Below are 17182 nucleotides of genomic sequence, written 5' to 3'. Positions count from 1 at the left end.
AGGTGAAACCTCCCCATGTCCGAGAACGCTGGGTACGCAGTCCTCCAGGTGATCCCGTCCATGCGCGGCACCAAGCGCATGCTGGAGGCGATGCTGCTGGGCCCGGCCGCGCCGGTCGGCAAGTCCACCGGCCGGGCCATCGGCGACGGCATCGGCTCAGGCCTGGGCGAGCGCATGCGCTCCTCGGGCCTGGGCAAAATGTTGTCCCGCGCCCTGGCCGTGGACGCCAACGACGCCGGTACCCGCATCGGCCGCACCATCGGATCCGGCATCGACAGCACCCTCGGCGCGGCCGTGACCGCCGCCGGGAAGGGCGCCGTCGCCAAGCTGGTCGGATCCTTCGCCGGGGCCGGGGTGGCGGTCGCCGGAGCGCTCGCCCCCGCCGCCGGAGCGATCCTGGCCCTGCCCGCCGCCGCGGGCGTGGCCGGTGTCGCTATCGGCGTGCTCGCGGTGGGTGTGTCCGGGCTGGGCGACGCCATGAGCGCGGTCGCCGACGGCGATGCCGAGAAGCTCGCCGAGGCGATGGAGGGTCTCTCCGACGGCGGCCGGGAGTTCGTCACCTCCTGGCGGGGCATCCGCTCCGCTCTCCAGCCCGTGCGCGACATCGTCCAGGACAACCTCCTGGGCGGACTCGGCGCACAGCTGGAGACGCTGACTGCCCGGTCCGTGCCCGGCCTGGAAACCGGGATGGGCACGGTGGCCACCAGCCTCAACGGCCTAGCCGCCGAGGCGGTGCGCGCCGCTGGCACGCCGCTGTTCCAGGGGCAGATGCGCGACATCTTCCAGGGCACGGCCGACACCGCCGACAGCTTCCACGGGGCGGTCGCCCCGCTGATGACGGTCATCGCTGCACTGGTCAAGGTCGGGCTGCCGCTCACCGCCCGGTTCGGCGAGTGGGCGTCCGGCGGTCTGGCTAGCGCGGCTGCGTTCCTCCAGACGGAGGAGGGTGCCGCTCAGATGGCGGGCACCCTGGACCGGGCGGTCGACGTCATCGGCCAGGTCCTGGACATCAGCGGCAACCTGAGCAGGGGGCTGGCCGGGATCTTCGGGGCCGCCGCTGGCGACGGCCAGTCCTTCCTCGACACCATCGAATCGCTCACCTCCCGGTTCGCGGCCTGGACCAACTCGGCTCAGGGCCAGGAGCAGCTGGGCACCGTCTTCGGCGCCCTGACCGACGTGGCCACCGTGCTCGTGGAGATGCTCCCGCACCTGGCCACCGTGCTGGGCACCGTGTCCGGCGTCATCACCTCGATGTCGCCGGAGACGCAGGCCACGGTCGCGTCCATGCTGGCCTGGTCCATCGTGCTAGGCCCGCTGCTGGGCCGCGTGGGCGGGCTGGTCTCTGGCCTGGGCGTGGCCACCACCGCCCTCGGTCTGGTGGGCCGCGGGGTGACCGGCGCGGTCACCGCGACCGGCCGCCTCATCGGCGGGTTCCGCGACGCCCGCGTGGCCGCCTCGGCGTTCTCCGGCCGGGCCGGGACCATCGGCGGAGCGATCCGCACCGGCATGGACACCGCCGTCTCGGCGACCCGGACCGCGGCGACCAGCATCGCCAGCTCCGCACGCTCGGGTTGGGAGACGCTGCGGCTGCGGGCGATGTACGCGGGTGACGCCGTGCGCGGAGCGGGCCAGCGTGCCCTGACCGCCGCGCGGGGCGGCATCGCCACGGCGACCACCGCCGTGCGCACCGCGGGCACAGCGGCGCTCACCAGCGCCCGGCACTGGACCACGCTCGCGCTCGCCCAGACTCGTTCGGCGCTGGCGGCCGGACGCGCACGGGTCGCGACCATCGCCGCGGCGGTCGCCCAGCGGATGATCCGCGTGGCCACCGTGGCGTGGACCGGCGTGCAGTGGCTGCTCAACGCGGCGCTCACGGCCAACCCCATCGGCTTGGTCGTGGCCGGTATCGCCCTGCTCATCGGCGCGGCCGTGCTCGCCTACAACAAGGTGTCGTGGTTCCGCACAGCGGTCGATGCCGCGTTCGCCGGGATCGGCGCCGCCGCGTCCTGGCTGGGCCAGCAGGCGACCATGCTGTGGCAGCAGTACCTGGCACCGGCGTTCACCGCCATCGGCAACGTGGTGACCTGGGTGTTCAACTCGGTGATCCTGCCGGTGTTCCGGCTCTACACCGCCTACATCCAAAACGTCATCGTCCCGGTCGTGATGTGGCTGTGGAACACGGTCATCAAGCCCGCCTTCCAGGGCATCGGCACGGTCATCTCCTGGGCCTGGAACAACATCATCAAGCCCGCGTTCGCAGCGATCAACGGCTTCATCAGCGGCACCCTGGGGCCGGTCTTCAACTGGCTGTGGACCCGCGTGATCAAGCCCGCCTGGGCTGGAATCCAGGCCGCGATCAACGCGGCGTGGACCTTCGTGCGCGACCGCATCTTCTCGCCCATGCGCGAGGGGATCGCCAGGGTCGGCGACGCCTTCGACGCCGGGAAGGAAGCGATCGGCAAAGCGTGGGACGGCATCAAGAAGGCCGCCCGCGCGCCGGTCCGGTTCCTGGTCGAGAGCGTCTACAACGAGGGCATCGTGCCCATGTGGAACAAGGTCGCCGGGCTGGTGGGGGCCGACGACCTCAAGACCCTGTCCCTGCCCAAGGGGTTCGCCCGCGGTGGCATCCTGCCCGGGACCAGCACGTGGCGCCAGGGCGATGACCAGCTCGTGCCCATGCGCAAGGGTGAGGGCGTGGCCATCAGTGAGGCCATGCGCGTTCCGGCGCTGCGGGGTGAGCTGCTGAGGTGGAACGCCATCGGCGTGCGAGGCGGCACGTCCGCCCTGCGCCGCTACGCGGGACAGAGCAGCCAGGGGTTCGCCCAGGGCGGCATCTTCGGAGGCGATACCTCCTCGGTGCGCCTGCCCGACGTCGGGTCCCTGCTCACGGACCTGGCCACGAAGGGCGCCCAGGCGTTCGCCGGGGCGGGCTCGTGGGAGGACGCGATCAACGTGGTCGCGACGCCCATCCGCCGGGCCCTGTCCACCATCGGCACCTCCGGTCTGCCCGGCATCCCGTACATGGCGGTCGGCAGCATCCGCGACAAGCTCGTGGAGTGGCTCGACGGCAACGCCCTCGGCGGTGGCGGTGGCGCTCCGGTGGGCAACACCAAGGGTGTCCCCGGCCGGGTGCTGGCCATCGCCCGCGGGGCGGTCGGCCAGTTCCCGGAGAACCCGTGGGGGTCCAACCGCAACGCCATCACGTCCTGGTACGGGCTCCACGATCAGTGGTGTGCCATGTTCGTTAGCTGGTTGTTCGCGCAGGCCGGGGCGAGCGGATCGCTCAAGCGCGCGAAGCGCACCGCGTGGACCGGCGACTACTACAGCAGCGGCATGCAGCGCGTGAGCAGCCGCCAGCCCGGCGACGTCCTGGTGTACGGCACCCGGCACGTCAACCTCGCCACCGGCCGCCGCTCCACCATCGGCGGTAACGAGGGCCACAACGTCCGCGCCTCCTCCAACTACGGAGGGAACCCGGCGATCTTCCGGCCCGCCTGGGCTGGCATGGCCAAGGGCGGCGTGGTCACCTCCGACATGCTCAGCACGAGCATGCTCCGGCGGATCGGTTCCCAGGACGACCGTCGGGGGTCGGTGCTCTACGACTCCGGCGGCTGGCTCCAGCCCGGCCGGACCCTGGTGGAGAACCGCACCGGCCGCCCCGAGGCGGTCTACACCGCAGCGCAGCAGGAGCGGATCGACCGCATGATCTCCGTCCTGGAACGGCAGGGCCACCGGGTCCGCGAGGGCCACACGTTCCACATCGCCGGAGGCGACGGCCGCCGGATCGCCCGCCAGGTCGTGACTGCCCTGTCCGACTGGGAACGCCTGCACCCGGTCCCGTAAGGAGGTACGTCGTGCCGATCGTGTACCTGCCCGCCACCCCGCCGCCTCCCCCGCCGAACGTCATCGTGGCGGGGGAGGACATCGGGGGCCCGCCCCGGGTCACGTGGACCCCGGCCGCTGGCGGGCAGCCTGTGCCCCTGTCCGACATCGGGCAGGGGTACGCGGTCCTGGAGGGCGTGCGCGGGTTGGCCATGCCCACGTACCAGCTCTACCAGTCCGACAGCCTTCTGGACGGCACGGTCATCCGGGGCACCCGCACGGAGGCCCGGGAGATCTTCCTGCCGATCTACCTGGAAGCGCCCACCCGCGCGGCCGTGCTGGCCAAGCGCCGGGCCCTGGCCGCCGCGTTCAGCCCGACCGAGGCTGACGGCGGGGGCGACGGCGTCCTGGAGCTGGCCGAGGACACCGGGCAGCGGCGGCGCATCCGGGCCCGGTACGTGTCCGGCATGGACGGGCCCGAGGGCGGGGGCGACACCGGCATGGACTGGGCTACCTACGGGCTCACCCTGGTGGCCGCCCAGCCCTACTGGGAGCGCGACCCCATCACGTACCGGTGGGCGCTGGACCCGCCCGACGGCGGGACGTGGCTGCCCATCCTGCCCCTGCGCGTCCGGGACTCGGACGTGGTGGGTGAGGGCATGACCATCCGCAACCCGGGCACCGTCCGGTCCTGGCCGGTGTGGACGATCACCGGCCCGCTGTCCGGAACGGCCACCATGCGCAACCGGACCACCGGCCAGCAGCTGGAGTTCTCCTCGGCGCTCGACGGCGGCGAGCAGATCGTCATCGACACCCGACCCCGCAGGAAGACCGTCCGCGACGGCCTGGGCGTGAACCGGTTCGCCGACCTCGCGCTGGGGTCGGTGCTGTGGCCGCTCGCCCCCGGCGAGAACACCGTGGACATCATGCTCACCGGCCTCGGCCCCGGGTCGCGCCTGGAACTGGAACTCACTCCCTGGGAGCTGACCGCGTGAGCACCGACGAGTGGATGCTGCTGGTCCGCAACGCGGACCTGTCCCTGGCGGGGATGATCGAGGACGAGACCGAACTGGAGGCCACCGAACGGCACCTGGCCCTGGGCGCGTGGAAGGTCAGCGTGCCCGCCGGTTCGCCGTCGGCGGATCTGCTGCTGGGCGGGGCGGGCATCCTGCTCGTGGACTCAGGCGGCGAGGTCCTCATGTCCGGCCCGGCCCGTCCCACCGAGCGCTCCGCCGACGGCGACACGGACACCATCACCGTGACCGGGGTGAGCGACACCGCCGAGCTGGCGCGGCTGTGCTGGCCGCGCCCGACCCAGGACATCCCGAGCAGCGGGGCCACCCAGGACGACGCGCACTTCGTCACCTCGGGCCCGGCCGAGACGGTGATGCGCACGCTGATCGACGTCAACGCCGGACCCGCCGCGCGCGTGGAGCGGCGCCTGGCCAACCTGTCCTTGCCCGCGTCCCTGGGCCGGGGGCCGGTGCTGGAGTCCCAGACTCGTTTCGATGTGCTCCTCGACGCGCTGTGGGGCATCGGCGAGCTGGGCGGCCTGGGCTTCCGGGTCGTGCAGCGCGGAACGTCCCTGGTCTGGGAGCCCTACGTTCCCGTCGACCGGTCGGCCGAGGTGCGGTTCTCCACCGGCCTCGGCACGCTCGGGTCGTACAGCTACTCGCTGACGCCGCCGGAGGTCACCGACATCGTGGTCGGCGTGGGCGGCGAGGGCCAGCAGAGGCGGTTCTACCGGTTCGCCCAGCGCGATCCGCTCTGGCCAGGGCTGGTCCGTGAGGAGTTCATCGACCGGCGCGACGTCGATCCCGCCGCCTCCCCCGCCGACGAGAACTACGTCGACCCCACGGCCGCCGCCCAGCAGTCCGCGGACGAGCGGTTCGCCGAGGCCGGGGGGAAGGCCAGCGTCACCTTCGAGCCGATCGACACCGACGCGATCCGGTGGGGCCGCGACTACGCCCTGGGCGACGTCGTGGTCGCCGAGACCGAGATCGGCGACGTCGCCGACATCATCCGCGAGGTCAAGTACACCCGCACCCCCGACGCGGGCCCGCGGGTCGAGCCGTCCATCGGCGACGCCCAGGACCAGCCCGCCATCTACAAGCGCGTCGCCCGGCTGCGCCGCGATGTCGACTCGCTCCAGAACAGGAGGTGACCGTGGCCGAGGAATACGGGGTGTTCACCACCAGCCCCATCACAGCGGATACGTCCTACGCCCGGCTGATGCGCCGCCACGCCCCGGACGGTGCCGTGGCGTCCGGGCCGGACGCCGGATCCCAGCTCACCCTGACCGCGAACGCCAGCAGCCAGCTCACCCTGGGGACCGGCTACGCGATGGTCGGCGGCTGGTGGTACCGCACCGACGCACCGGTTCCGATCACGGTCCCGCCCAACGCCGCGAGCCAGCCGCGCCGGGACCTGGTGGTCATCCGCGCGGACACCGCCGCCGCGGGCTGCTACCCGCACATCATCCAGGGCACCCCGGGATCGTCGTCCTGGCCCGCCCCGACCCGCGACCCGTCCGGGACGTGGGATGTGGTGCTGGGTCGGTACACCATCGCCGGAGGTTCGGCCGTCGTCGCCCCCGGCGACCTGGACCTGTCCGTGCGCCAGTGGACCACGCCGACCGGCGCGATCCCCTGCACATCCCAGGCCCGACCCCCCGACCCGTGGCCCGGCATGCTCATCGCCGAGACCGACACCGGCCAAGTCCGGGTGTTCCTGGGCGATGTGTGGCGGCTGGTGTCCGACACCTCCTACCCGACCGACTGGGTTCCCGTCGTGCTCGCCGCCGGGTACGGCACCCCCGGGCACGGGCACGCGCCCGAGGTCCGCTGGGACGCTCCGGGCATCATCCGCATGCGGGGCCGGATCGGCCGTAACGGAGGCCAGCCCATCCCCAACGGCGACGTGATCGCCAGGGTTCCGGCCTTCGCGCGGGTGACCGAGACCCAGGGCTGGGCGGTCCCCTCGACGTCCCGCCGCGGGGGCACCGCCTCCACCCGCGGCAACACCTCGCGTCTGGAACTCCAGTCCGGGGTCAGTTCGCCGACCTCCGGTCAGCTCATCCTGTTCACCGAGTACGACCCTGACTGGGCGAGCTTGGACGGGATCACCTATGTCGTCTGACCTGCGAACCAGAGAGGAGGTGGTGAGCCGTGCGGTACTGGTTCGGCAACAGCCCGTCTGACTTCGTCGTGGCGCCCGGCGCCCAGCACGAGCTGACCCCCGAGATGTTCGGGTACGCCGCCGTGCTCGTGCCCGGCGCCCGACTGTGGGCCTACGACACCGGCACCGGAGCCCGCATCACGGACCTGCTCGACGACCAGGGCGCCATGGTCACCGAGATCACCGCCAACGGGTACGGCCGCATCCCCCGCTTCCGGGGGCCGGACAGCGTGCAGCAGCTGCTGCTCGGCCAGGCCGAGGACGAGTTCGACGGCGTGGACGACCCGCCCGAGCTGCACAAGTGGATCGTCGCCAGCACCGAGTGGCCCGCCGTGACCGCCGCCCTGGACACCCGGGTCACCGCCCTGGAGGACGGGGCTGGCACGGGGCCCGACCCGGGCGAAGTCGTGGCCACCTCGCACCCGCTGATGTGGGGCGGGGAGGAAGTCACCGAGGACCGCATCAGCCCGCACGTGTACTGGAACGACGAAGGCCGCGGCCAGACCATCACGTCCATCCGCGCCCAGGCCGCCGTCGCCTCCGGCCAGCTCACCGTCACCGTCTACACCGTCGACCCGGACACGGACGTGCACACCCCGGTCGGAGCGGTCACCTTGACGCCGACGACCGCCAGGTCCCGGATCACCTCGGACGCGCCCGTGTCTGCGGACACCGGGCTGACGGTCGGGGTCGAACGCGGCACCGAGGCCGATGAGGTCACTCGCGTCACGGTCCAGGTGATGATCCGGTGAGCCTGCTCCTGGACAACACCCTGTCGGGCGAGCCGGGCGTGCAGGTGAGCGCCGCGACGCTGGCGGCGTCCGCTGCTCTGGGCACTATCACCCTGGGCAGCGCCGGTCCGCGCGCGGTCTACGACGACGCGTACACCGTGCACGGCCGCCCCGCCATCCGGATCTCCTCGGGCTACCACCGGGGCGACACCCCGCGGCTACGGGTCACCCTGCCCGCCGCGCCCTGGAGCATCCGCTTCTACCTGTGGCACCCGTCCATCCCCCACAGCACCGGCGAACGCCGCTGGGTGGCGGCGCTGGCGGGGATGGGCCTGGTCACCTACGAGAACGCCAGCGCCCAGATCGGCAGCCGCCTCCAGCCCAACGACCTGGCCGCCGCCGAACACACGGCGAGCTTCTCCGGCCCCGCTCCCGGCCCGGCCCAGTGGCTGCGCGTGGAGATGGCGTGCACCGGCACGTCCACCACCGTCCGCTTCTACCCCGGCCACCAGCCCGACGCGCCCCGCCAGATGGTGTTCACCCAGGCACCGGCCGGACCGATGGACCTGACCGCCTACCGGCTCCGCAAACGCAACACCCTCTACTGGGGCGACCAGGGGACCGAGGTCCGCGACCTCCAGCTCGAACTCCTCGACCTCGGGTACGACCTCGGGCCCGCGGGCGCCGACGGCGACTTCGGCAACGCGACCCTGTCCGCGGTCCAGTCCTTCCAGAGCACGCGCGGGCTGTCCCCGGTCGACGGCGTGCCCGGCCCGGAGACCAGGGCCGCGATGGATCTGGCACTCGGTCGCGTCCCCGCCCCGATGTGGGTGTCCCACCTGGCCGTCGCCACCGGCGAATGGATCGGCCCGGCCGCACCACCACCGGTTCCCACCACTCCGCGGGCGCTCCGCCCCGGACCCCTGCCCATCTAGACCTGGACCGCCTATGACCAGCTCAGAACGCATCGACCGACGGAGGCGCCACCGGCCGCTGTGGATCGGCTTCCACCTCGGCATCCTCATCGCCGGGGTCGCCTTCACCTTCTTCGGGTCCGTGCCCGTCATCGAGGTCGCCGGACGTCAGGTCGCCTACGTCTGGGGCGGCTTCTTCATCACCGGCAGCGTGATCTCCCTGACCGGGACCGTCTTCCGCCGGTGGACCGGCGAACTCGTGGGGCTGCCCTTCGTCATGGGCGGCCTGCTCGTCTACGCCGCCGCCCTGTGGATCACCACCCCCGACGTGATGACCCGCATCGGACTGGCCACCCTACTCACCACGCTCGTGATCCCGCTGCTCATCCGGTGGCGCGACACGTCCGCCCTCGGCGCACTGGAGATGGAGCGCGCACGACCTTGACCACACCGACCCTGGAGGGCCTCATGGGCGGCGCCGAACTCATCGGCGGAATCCTCGGGGGGTCAGCGATCCTCGGCGTCATCAAGCTGATCAGCGTCATCCAGGCCTGGCGGATGGGCGCGCGGACGATCGAGCGCGACGTCCTGGCCGACGCCGAGAACGCGCGGGCCCGCGCCGAGGAACGCGTCACCGCAGCGGAGGACGCCGCCGAACGCGCGATCATCCGCGCCTGGTGGTACCGCGAGCAGCTCATGCGCACCCGGGATCTGTACCGCTCCCAGGGAGGAGACCCGTCCCTGCTCGGGGACACGGATCCTCCGCCCCCCGCACTACCACCGTCACCCGAGGCCCCGGTTTGATGCCGGGGCCCTCCTCATTTCTGGAGGCACGTCTTGGCCATCGACTACCCACGGACCTACTTCGGGTGGTCCGCGACCAGCCCGGCCGACTACGCCGACCCCAAGAAGGGTCTGGTCATCCACTACAACGGCGACGCCACCAGCCTCGACAACCACGCCGAGTGCGTCTCGTACTGGAAGGGCGTCCGCTCCAGCCACCTCGGACAGGGGTGGGCCGACCTCGGGTACAGCTTCGGCGTCGACGTCGAGGGCAACATCTTCGAGGGCCGCGGGGTGCGCCGCTACCAGGCCGCCCAGGGCACCACCGCCGGGAACCGCGACTACTACTCGGTGTCGCTGATGATCGGCGGCAACGAACGCCCGACCGCTGCCCAGATCGAGGGTGTGCGCCGTCTCCGCGCCTGGCTCATGGACCAGTACGGCATGGCCGCCACGGTCCTCGGCCACCGCGACTTCATCTCGACTAGCTGCCCCGGATCTCCGCTGTACGCGCTGGTCCAGGACGGCACCTTCACCAAGCCCCCCGGGGCCATCACCACGGAGGAAGACGACATGCTCGGACTCAAGCTCGGCGACAGCGGCCCGCGGGTAAAGCTGCTCCAGCTCATGATCAAGAACTGCGGCTTCGGCGACGCGGTCGGCGCGATCGACAGCGACTACGGCCCCGCGACGGCGGAGGGCCTGCGGCTGTGCCGCGACTACGTCGGCAGCGCGGCCCTGCCCCACTACGGCAACGAGGTCACCCCGGACGCGCTGGAGCAGCTGCACCGCGCGCACGCCCGCTACACCGCGGAACGGTACGGCCAGCCCTCGGGCGGTGGCGGTGCCGTCGACCCCGGGGCCCTGGTCGGCGCGACCTTGACCACCAAGATCACCAAGGTCCAGAGCTGATGGCGAAGACGCCACAGCCGACCCCGGATCCGGGCGCGGAGCTGGCGGTGGCGGCCGATGCTGCCGCCCTGGTCCCGGCCCGGCGGCCGTCCGGCCGGATGGACCGGGCCACGATCGAACTCCTCCAGCACCGCCTGGGCGTGCGCGTCGACGGGGTCTGGTCGTTCATGACGACCCGCATCCTCCAGCACCGCCTGGGCGTGAAGGTCGACGGTCTGCTCGGGTCCGTGACGGTGCACGCTCTCCAGGAGCACGTGGGCGCGGAGGCCACCGGGGTGTGGCCGTCGGTCCGCGCCGTCTACAACAGCGGCCGGGTGGAGTTCACCGCCGAGCGGTCGCCGCTGACGCTCGCTCTCCAGGCCGCCCTCGATGACGAAGGGAAGTTCCGATGACCCACGCCGCTCCTACCCCGACCCCGGGTAGCCCCGCCGAGACCCGGCGCGACGCGCTCATGCGTGGCCTGCGCACCCTGGGCCAGACCACGATCAGCGGCACTGCGGCCGTGATCATGCTCGTCGTCGCGACTGGCATGGTCGACACCCTGTCCACCGGGGAGGCCGTCACCATCGGCGCCCTGGTCCAGGGCGTGGGTGCCCCGCTGCTGGCGTACCTGCTCCGGCGTTGGGAGGGCCGTCAGGCCCGAGCCGAGTAGACCCGCCCACGCGAACGCCCCGCTCCTCCACGCGGAGGAGCGGGGCGCCTTCGTCATGTCCAGGGTTACGGGACGTCCCCGGCGAACGTGACCGTGTACAGCAGCGTGCTGTCCGGGGTGTACAGGTCCAGGGTGTACTGGAGTGCGGTTTCTTCCTCGTCCATCCAGCAGTCTGCTTCCCACGTGGCGGTTTGCCCGTCGGCGAGCGTGTCGGGCGGGTTCAGCGACGTGCCCAGGTGGGGCTGTTCCGTCTCGGCGAGGGGGTCGCCGACGTGGCAGGCGGACGTGGTTCCGCCTAGCTGGAGGTCGGCCCCGGTGTTGTTGGTCAACTCCCACGACCACGCGACGTAGGGCAAGGCCCCTTCTTCGCCGGTGGTGCTGTTGAATCCGTCCTCGGCGATCTCGCGCCGGAGGTCGACCATGGAGATGGTGAGCCCGTCGCCCAGGTCCACGGTGTCGCCGAGGTCGGCGGTCGCGGTCTGGCCGGTGTCCTCTCCTCCGCTGCCCTCCTGCTCGTACTCCTCCATCTCCTGCATCGGGTCGATAGCGGGCTCCTCCTGCTGGCCGGTGCAGGCGGTCGCAGCGAGCACGGTGGCGAACATGGCGAGGGGTAGGGCACGTGTAGGCATGGTGGCTCCGATCAGGGTGTGTGGTCTGAGAGTAGGGACGCGCTGGTGGTCTGCGTGGTGGCTGGCCGGATGCGGCCACCATGCGACATGCAGGCGCCCCGCCTCTCCCGGACTGGGAGGGGCGGGGCGCCCTTTCGTGTAGGCGGGACCGCAGTTGCACATCTTCTTCCCCCTACGGTCCCGCTGGCCACCGCGCGCGCCCCCTACACGCGGGTGGCCGTCTGGAGCCCGCGCGCCCGGGACGGAACTCCGGACGCGCGGGGGTCTAGTCGTCGCTGTCGGCGGCGTCCTTGAGGAGGTCGGGGTTCGCACCCATCAGGTGCGCGATGACGTCCATCGCGTCCTGGTTGCTGCACTCAGAGCCGCAGTAGGTGACGCCGTTCCGCCGGTACCCCGACCCCTGGATCTTGGTGTGACAGTGCGAACAGCTGCTCATCGGACACCGCCCAGCGCGGAGCTGCGCGCCCGCCAGCCGACGCGCATCCACTCCGGCACGTCCTCGCGGACCCGGGGCGGGATCGGCATCGGCTCCAGCCCCGTGTCGGGAACCTCGGCCAGCCACGGCAGGCAGACCGCCCGCACCGTGTCCGCCGTGATGGTCTCGCCGATCCGGCCGAGGTAGCGGGTGAACACCCGCCGCCCCTGGACGCCGCGCGGCCGGGCGGGCACCTCCACCCGCCAGGCAGGCCCGTCCATCCGCGCCCGGACCGCAGCGGCCACCCGGCCGTCACGCACGACGCGGATGTCCACGCTCGACGGTGGCGCGTAGTCCGGAATCTCGGCGACCGCGTCCAGGCCTGCTTCCTCGGCTGCGGCGATGAGGGCGAGAATCGCTTTCTCATCGGAGGTCATGCCGTCGGGGGTCGTCACGTCGTTGCTCCTTCTGGTGGTACCTGCGGGCCAGCAGCGCCCGCATCTCGGTGTGGGTGGAAGCGACCAGCTCCGCGTCGGGGTCTGGACCGACCCATCCGACCGGGCGGTGGGCCACGAGGACCTGGTCGCCGTCGTCGGTAGATCGGGTGGTGAGGATCCATTCGCCCCGCAGCAGTGCGGTGAGGGCGTCCTCCAGGCCGGGGCTCACCGGGCCAGCTCCAGGCGCTCCAGAGGCGAGTACCAGGCGAGCGGCCGGGGGTGCGGGTCGGGGCAGTGCTCCCGGGCGACGCGGGTGACCGGGCCTCGGGTTGCGCCGTACAGCGGTTCGCCCTCCAGGGTCGGGCCGAGGTAGGTCACGCGGGTGCCGTGCGCCGCTGCCCAGGCGGTGAGGGCGGGGAGGTCGGCCAGCTCCTGGATGTCGCAGACGCGCGTCATGCCGCCACCACCTCCAGCTGCCGGAGTCCGGCGAGCGCGCGGTACAGGACGTCGATGGAAGGGCCGCGACGGTGGCGGCCAACGAGGAAGCCGCGGACTCGGGCGGCGCGGCGCGGTCGGCGCCACGGCATGCGGTCCTCGGCGAGCTGGCGGACTGTGGCGAGCACGGCCGGGTGCAGGTAGCGCATGGCGTACCTCCGGTAGGGATGCCGCTGGATGGGCGGCGGGATGAGTACGCCCCCATCTTGTATTTAAAACTTTCGATTCGCAAGACCTTCGTCGCGATACGGTGTTTCGCATCATCGCGATAGGGAGTTGCGAAATGTCCGGTTCTGGCCCAGCGGCGATACGATCAGCAGCGGTTCCCGAGGAGGTCGATGTGAGCAGTCCACCCGTCGCCAGACGCCAACTATCAGCACAAATGCGAGCGAGGCGTCTCGATGCGGGCATGACGATCGAGCAGACCGCCGATCGGCTCGAATGGTCGTCGACGAAAGTCTCGAACCTGGAGACTGGTCGGTCGAAGCGCCCAGCCGTCACGGACGTGCGCGCGCTCCTGGACATCTACGGAGTCACGGACAAACGCGAACGGGAAGCCATCTTGGACCTGGCCCGCCAGTCCCGGAAGCGCGGATGGTGGAACCGTTACGACGACGTGCTGACCGGCGCGTACACCGCACTGGAAGCCGGAGCGACCAGCCTCCGACTCTGGGAACCTCAGCTCGTCCCGGGCCTGCTCCAGCTCCCCGAATACGCCGCCGCGGTCGCACAGGCCACCCTCATTCGAGACCCGGACGCCGTCGAGCGCGTCGTCGAGGCCCGGGTGCAACGCCAGCAACTCCTCACCCGCGAGGACCCGCCGGACGTGTGGGCCATCATCGACGTGCGGGCCCTGGAGATGCTGGCCGCCACCGACACGGCCCTGCATCGCCGCCAAGTCGAGCACCTCGCAGGCCTCGCGGAGGCCGCCAACAGCGTGACGATCCAGCTCCTGCAAGCGGACCGCATTGGGCTTCATCCCGGGATGGGTGGGCCTTTCGCCATCATGGAGTACGGCGATCCGTCCGCCGCCATGGTCTTCCTGGAGACCGACACCGACGGCCTGTACCTGGACAAGAAGCCGGAGATCGACCGGTACCGCAAGATCTTCGACCGACTCGTGTCGAAGGCCACGGACCCGGATAGCGTGCCCGCGCATCTGCGGTCCCTGATCAGCTAGGAACACCGATGTACTCATCCACCGAAGAGCTCGCCTTCCGCAAGAGCAGCTACAGCAACCCGCAGAACTGCGTCGAGTACGCCGACGCGGGCGACGGCACCGCGGCCGTGCGCGACTCTCAGAACCCGCAGGATGGCCACTTCCTGCTGCCCGGCGCGGAGTGGTCCGCGCTGCTCGGAGTCGTCCGCCACGGGTAGTCCAGAACGCCAGAGAGGCCCCGGGGTATCCCTCCCCGGGGCCTCTCTGGGTACCTAAGTACTCATCCGCGCCGAGTGTACCCCGGCCGGACGACAGCGGGGAAGGACGCAGAAGCGCGACAGGGCGCCCGACCCGCACGGGCGCCTCAGTTCATAGCGTCACAGAGGCACAGATCCACCCTATGCTCAAGCTGGTGATGCCACGCAGGCTTCAGGGCGACCGCCCTGCCGCCATGGGCGGGCCTCTCCTCCGCTATGACTTCCTCTCCCTTCTGTTCCACCAGCTTTTCCACGGTCTCCCTGAGGAAGCTGTGGGCGTCTTCCCGAAACGAGAAGATGGTGCCCGAGACCATCCTGTTGGTCATGGGATAGGAGAAGTTGACGCCGTCTTCGAGATCGGCCAACAGGATCTCGTTCTCGCGGAGGTCGCCGTTTTCGCTCATGCCGTCATGGTCACGCCGTTCTGGTCTGGTTGGGGCAACGGAGACGGCAAGGTCTGGCACGCAGGAGGCCCCTCCGAAGAGGGGCCTTCCGCTACCAACGGTCAGGGCTGCTCGCCCGTCAGTATGCGCAGGTGGCGCCGCACCTGAGATGCGCTCAGGCCCACCTCCTCAGCGATCTCCGCAGGCTTCGCGTCTGGGTGCTCTTGAAGGTGCGCGAGGATGCGCGCCCTCGACTCGTTGCCGCGCGTCTTGGCCGCGCGCACCGCACCCGTGGGCGCGTCCGGCGCGTCTGGCTCGGGCTCGGGACGCGCGTCGCCCTGACCATCGTCGTCCCCGCGGTTCACGTGCGCCTCGATGTCGCGCATCCCACGCGCGGCCTCGGCGTCGATCCACGCATCCACCGGGGCCGGGCGCGTGCCCTTCTCCTCCTGGGGTGCGTCTGCGTGCGCATCCGTGCGCGCCGGTGCGGGAGTGGGCTGGTCGTCCTGCATGCGTGGGGTGCGCGCACGGGGCGGCGTAGGCGCGTCGGGGCGCGCGGGAGTGATGCGCGTGCGCGCGCTGTCCGCGTTCCACCCGCGCAACGCCGCCACCGCCGCATCCCCGCGCGCGTGCGCATCCTGGACCTGTTCGCGCGCCGCGCACCGAACCGGCAGCAGCGCGCGCGTGCCCGGCATGAGGCGGCCTTCCGCGCGCTCGCCACCGACGCGCACCTGCCTCCGCGCGTCCACCGCCACCCACACCGCGGGGAACGGGACGCGCGGCCGGGGTGCGTTCGGAGCGTGGTCCTCCTCGGCATGCGCGCCCTGGCCCTCATCGAGGAGCGCCATCTCCGCGCCGCCGAGGTCCGCCGCAGCGATGCCGGTGATGATGCGCTCCACAGCCAGGGCGACGACGGCGACACCGACCGGGGCGACGATCGCGCCGGGGCCGGAGCCGACCGCGCACATCACCACCGAGGAGGCGAGCGCGCCCCGCTCGATCCACGCGAGCGTGCCGGGTGGGGTGGCGCCGTTGATGCGCATGAGGGCCCGGACGATGATGATGCCGGAGACGAGGGTGATGATCCCGGGCTCCACCGCCCAGGCGACCGCGGCGGACGCGGCAGCGTAGGTGACCATGAAGGCGTGGACCGCGCTCGTGGAAGCGGACCCCAGGGCGATGATCACGGGGAGCGCCACGATCACGACGGCGGTCTGGAGCCGCTGGAGGTTCGCCGCCCGGCGGGCCGGGGACGTGGCGACCTGGCGGGCCCGAAGCGCACGCTTCCCGCGGTCGACCATCTCCGCGTCGAAGTCGACAGCGCGCTCCCGGCGGCGGGCCGCACGGTGCCGGTGTCGGAGGGTGGCCCGCTGGCGGCGGCGCTGGAGACGGCCCCGCAGTCCGGCGACCGCCGGGTCCGGCGTGGTGGTCGGGTCCTCCAGCAGCTCCCGCCCGGAGATGCCCTGGATGTCCTGGGCGACCTCGACGGCGGCGCGGATGCGCTCGACGGGGGCAGTCACAGGGCACCGCCTTCGAGCCGCGCCAGCTCCTCGCGCATCCACTCGACGGCGACGGCCGGGTCCATGTAGGTGAACGTGGCGCGGATGGCGACCTTGGCGATGATGGCCCGGTCATTGACGGCGCGGTGCCGGTCGGCGATCGAGGCGCCGGAGATGACGGAGATGACGGGGACGTCGAGGAGGTTGGCGACGGCATCGAGGAGGGCGCGGAGGGTGTCCGCCTCGGTCGGCTGAGCGGGGCGCTCGGGGCGCGGTACGGTAGGCACGGTTCAACTCCTGGTAGGTCAGGTGGTTGTTCAAGGCCCTGGCCGGTGGTGAAGCACCGGGCGGGGCCGTTCTGCTTGTTGGGAGAGATCACCCAGATGCGGGCGATCGTGATGGTTCGGAGGCGCGTTGGCGCGCGAGGGCCAGGCCGTAAAGGCCGCTGAGGAGTTCGTCCGGTTGCTCTTGGACTCGGTGCGCGAGGCCGCCCGGGCGGAGAGCGCTTCTCCTGCAAGAGACCGCTTGCCAGAGCGACGTCTGCTCACTACCGCGGAAGCGGCCGACGTGCTCGGCATAGGACGCACGACCGTCAACGCGCTCATCCAGAACGGAGCTCTGGAGTCGGTGAAGATCGGGCGCTCTCGGCGGGTGCCGCTGGTGTGCTTGGACGCATTCGTGGACCGCCTGCGATCTGGGGATTCATTGGCCGGTTGTGAGGCCATTGTGAGGCCAATGGGTTCGTAAGTTGTCGGTTCTGGCCAACGTCAGCCAACGGTCGAATACCCGGTTCTAGCTGGGAAAACGTCCGTCGCCAACGTTGGCCAATCACCGCCAATCAGAACGCTTACAAGACTGCTAATGCGGTTAGGGGGCAACCCCTTCCGGGGTTCAAATCCCCGATCCTCCGCAGGTCA

Annotated in this window: 23 protein-coding genes; 14 read left to right on the top strand and 9 right to left on the bottom strand. The window is 71.4% G+C overall.

Going from position 1 to position 17182, the window contains the following annotated elements:
• Window positions 1-15: 15 nt before the first annotated feature.
• The 11 genes from ACSIH6_RS31665 to ACSIH6_RS31615 are packed head-to-tail and all read left to right on the top strand — an operon-like array spanning window position 16 to window position 10991.
• On the top strand, window positions 16-3843 hold the full coding sequence (locus tag ACSIH6_RS31665) for a phage tail protein (protein ID WP_435112018.1): 3828 nt from the start codon (window positions 16-18) through the stop codon (window positions 3841-3843).
• Between the two features lie 11 nt (window positions 3844-3854).
• Complete coding sequence (locus ACSIH6_RS31660; RefSeq protein WP_435112017.1) at window positions 3855-4817, top strand: phage distal tail protein; 963 nt, start codon at window positions 3855-3857, stop codon at window positions 4815-4817.
• Window positions 4814-5986, top strand: coding sequence for a siphovirus ReqiPepy6 Gp37-like family protein (locus ACSIH6_RS31655; RefSeq protein ID WP_435112016.1), 1173 nt, complete (start codon window positions 4814-4816; stop codon window positions 5984-5986). The genes ACSIH6_RS31660 and ACSIH6_RS31655 overlap by 4 nt, the downstream gene beginning before the upstream one ends.
• 2 nt (window positions 5987-5988) lie before the next feature.
• Entirely contained in the window at window positions 5989-6960 is a 972-nt protein-coding gene (locus ACSIH6_RS31650) for a hypothetical protein (protein ID WP_435112015.1), read from the top strand.
• A 29-nt stretch (window positions 6961-6989) separates the two neighbouring features.
• Entirely contained in the window at window positions 6990-7751 is a 762-nt protein-coding gene (locus ACSIH6_RS31645) for a hypothetical protein (protein WP_435112014.1), read from the top strand.
• Complete coding sequence (locus ACSIH6_RS31640) at window positions 7748-8665, top strand: peptidoglycan-binding domain-containing protein (RefSeq protein ID WP_435112013.1); 918 nt, start codon at window positions 7748-7750, stop codon at window positions 8663-8665. The genes ACSIH6_RS31645 and ACSIH6_RS31640 overlap by 4 nt, the downstream gene beginning before the upstream one ends.
• 13 nt (window positions 8666-8678) lie before the next feature.
• On the top strand, window positions 8679-9089 hold the full coding sequence (locus tag ACSIH6_RS31635; protein ID WP_435112012.1) for a hypothetical protein: 411 nt from the start codon (window positions 8679-8681) through the stop codon (window positions 9087-9089).
• Window positions 9086-9448: a hypothetical protein gene (locus ACSIH6_RS31630; protein WP_435112011.1), complete on the top strand. Its 363-nt coding sequence runs from the start codon at window positions 9086-9088 to the stop codon at window positions 9446-9448. The genes ACSIH6_RS31635 and ACSIH6_RS31630 overlap by 4 nt, the downstream gene beginning before the upstream one ends.
• 33 nt (window positions 9449-9481) lie before the next feature.
• Window positions 9482-10339, top strand: coding sequence for a peptidoglycan recognition protein family protein (locus tag ACSIH6_RS31625; RefSeq protein ID WP_435112010.1), 858 nt, complete (start codon window positions 9482-9484; stop codon window positions 10337-10339).
• Window positions 10339-10731 (top strand): hypothetical protein, encoded by a 393-nt coding sequence (locus ACSIH6_RS31620; protein WP_435112009.1) that lies wholly within the window; start codon window positions 10339-10341, stop codon window positions 10729-10731. The genes ACSIH6_RS31625 and ACSIH6_RS31620 overlap by 1 nt, the downstream gene beginning before the upstream one ends.
• A complete protein-coding gene (locus ACSIH6_RS31615) occupies window positions 10728-10991 on the top strand; it encodes a hypothetical protein (RefSeq protein ID WP_435112008.1) in 264 nt (87 codons plus the stop codon). The genes ACSIH6_RS31620 and ACSIH6_RS31615 overlap by 4 nt, the downstream gene beginning before the upstream one ends.
• Before the next feature lie 65 nt (window positions 10992-11056).
• Here the strand turns inward: ACSIH6_RS31615 and ACSIH6_RS31610 are convergent, their stop codons facing one another.
• From ACSIH6_RS31610 to ACSIH6_RS31585, 6 genes are all read right to left on the bottom strand, one after another.
• Window positions 11057-11620: a hypothetical protein gene (locus tag ACSIH6_RS31610; RefSeq protein ID WP_435112007.1), complete on the bottom strand. Its 564-nt coding sequence runs from the start codon at window positions 11618-11620 to the stop codon at window positions 11057-11059.
• 265 nt (window positions 11621-11885) lie between these two features.
• Window positions 11886-12056: a hypothetical protein gene (locus tag ACSIH6_RS31605; protein WP_435112006.1), complete on the bottom strand. Its 171-nt coding sequence runs from the start codon at window positions 12054-12056 to the stop codon at window positions 11886-11888.
• Window positions 12053-12490: a hypothetical protein gene (locus ACSIH6_RS31600; RefSeq protein WP_435112005.1), complete on the bottom strand. Its 438-nt coding sequence runs from the start codon at window positions 12488-12490 to the stop codon at window positions 12053-12055. Before ACSIH6_RS31600 ends, ACSIH6_RS31605 begins: the two co-directional genes overlap by 4 nt.
• Window positions 12459-12701 (bottom strand): hypothetical protein, encoded by a 243-nt coding sequence (locus ACSIH6_RS31595; RefSeq protein ID WP_435112004.1) that lies wholly within the window; start codon window positions 12699-12701, stop codon window positions 12459-12461. The genes ACSIH6_RS31600 and ACSIH6_RS31595 overlap by 32 nt, the downstream gene beginning before the upstream one ends.
• Complete coding sequence (locus ACSIH6_RS31590) at window positions 12698-12928, bottom strand: hypothetical protein (protein WP_435112003.1); 231 nt, start codon at window positions 12926-12928, stop codon at window positions 12698-12700. The genes ACSIH6_RS31595 and ACSIH6_RS31590 overlap by 4 nt, the downstream gene beginning before the upstream one ends.
• Window positions 12925-13116 carry a hypothetical protein gene (locus ACSIH6_RS31585; protein WP_435112002.1) on the bottom strand — a complete coding sequence of 64 codons (192 nt, stop codon included), beginning with the start codon at window positions 13114-13116 and terminating at the stop codon, window positions 12925-12927. The genes ACSIH6_RS31590 and ACSIH6_RS31585 overlap by 4 nt, the downstream gene beginning before the upstream one ends.
• A 134-nt stretch (window positions 13117-13250) precedes the next feature.
• On the opposite strand from ACSIH6_RS31585, the gene ACSIH6_RS31580 reads away from it, so the two are divergent.
• Together ACSIH6_RS31580 and ACSIH6_RS31575 are read left to right on the top strand one after the other, a co-directional pair.
• The gene (locus tag ACSIH6_RS31580; protein ID WP_435112001.1) at window positions 13251-14147 is read left to right on the top strand and encodes a helix-turn-helix domain-containing protein; all 897 of its coding nucleotides are present in this window, start codon (window positions 13251-13253) and stop codon (window positions 14145-14147) included.
• 8 nt (window positions 14148-14155) lie between these two features.
• Window positions 14156-14344, top strand: coding sequence for a DUF397 domain-containing protein (locus tag ACSIH6_RS31575; RefSeq protein ID WP_435112000.1), 189 nt, complete (start codon window positions 14156-14158; stop codon window positions 14342-14344).
• Window positions 14345-14490: 146 nt separating this feature from the next.
• Here ACSIH6_RS31575 and ACSIH6_RS31570 read toward each other — a convergent pair whose 3' ends face one another.
• From ACSIH6_RS31570 to ACSIH6_RS31560, 3 genes are all read right to left on the bottom strand, one after another.
• Window positions 14491-14787, bottom strand: a complete 297-nt coding sequence (locus ACSIH6_RS31570; RefSeq protein ID WP_435111999.1) for a hypothetical protein — start codon at window positions 14785-14787, stop codon at window positions 14491-14493.
• 101 nt (window positions 14788-14888) lie between these two features.
• Entirely contained in the window at window positions 14889-16286 is a 1398-nt protein-coding gene (locus ACSIH6_RS31565; protein ID WP_435111998.1) for a winged helix-turn-helix domain-containing protein, read from the bottom strand.
• Window positions 16283-16552: a hypothetical protein gene (locus tag ACSIH6_RS31560; RefSeq protein WP_435111997.1), complete on the bottom strand. Its 270-nt coding sequence runs from the start codon at window positions 16550-16552 to the stop codon at window positions 16283-16285. Before ACSIH6_RS31560 ends, ACSIH6_RS31565 begins: the two co-directional genes overlap by 4 nt.
• A 190-nt stretch (window positions 16553-16742) precedes the next feature.
• Between ACSIH6_RS31560 and ACSIH6_RS31555 the strand changes: the two genes are divergently transcribed.
• Entirely contained in the window at window positions 16743-17012 is a 270-nt protein-coding gene (locus ACSIH6_RS31555; protein WP_435112052.1) for a helix-turn-helix domain-containing protein, read from the top strand.
• Window positions 17013-17182: the final 170 nt, after the last annotated feature.

Origin of the sequence: Nocardiopsis synnemataformans (assembly GCF_965343085.1) — a bacterium.
Lineage (GTDB): Bacteria > Actinomycetota > Actinomycetes > Streptosporangiales > Streptosporangiaceae > Nocardiopsis > Nocardiopsis alborubida.
This window is presented reverse-complemented; position numbering and strand designations above follow the sequence as displayed.